The 491-nt window shown below is 37.5% G+C and carries 1 protein-coding gene; it reads right to left on the bottom strand.

The features are described from left to right. Positions 1-180 precede the first annotated feature (180 nt). Positions 181-491 (bottom strand): ferritin family protein (locus E3E28_RS10780; RefSeq protein ID WP_167915454.1); only part of this gene is annotated, 311 nt, incomplete at its 5' end.

Below are 491 nucleotides of genomic sequence, written 5' to 3'. Positions count from 1 at the left end.
ACCCCGGCCACATTATTGATCATTATGGCACATGTTAGTAGAAATATCAGTGCTATGGATTAGGGAGTCGGGGTAAATATACCTTGCCCATATTTGGCTTGCCAAGATGACAAATATTATAATGATACTCTGTCGTAAAAGGAAGGGATAGAAAAAGGCATATGTCGGATAATTTATCCATCACTTGTGAACAGCTTCATACATTATCTTTAATCTGTAAGCATGTTTGAGCTCTTCATGACTCATCATTCTAAAGATTTGGGAGAGAGACCCTTCTAGAATTTCACTGAGCTTTTGATAAAGCTCATAGCTGTGCTTTTCTCTAATGAGCCCTTCAAGGATTAAGTCTTCTAAATCCTTTGGCTTGACCCTTTCATCAGTGAAGTAAGGCTCAATGCTCAGTGCATCTAGATAGTCAATAACTTTAGTATCCTCTAGTGTTTTTTCTTCAAGAAAGGTTTGTATAGTGTTTCTGTGTCTAAGTTCTTCGA

This window comes from Thermococcus sp. 21S9 (assembly GCF_012027635.1).
Taxonomy (GTDB): domain Archaea; phylum Methanobacteriota_B; class Thermococci; order Thermococcales; family Thermococcaceae; genus Thermococcus.
The sequence above is the reverse complement of the archived record's forward strand: the minus strand, read 5'-3'. Positions and strand labels throughout refer to the sequence as shown.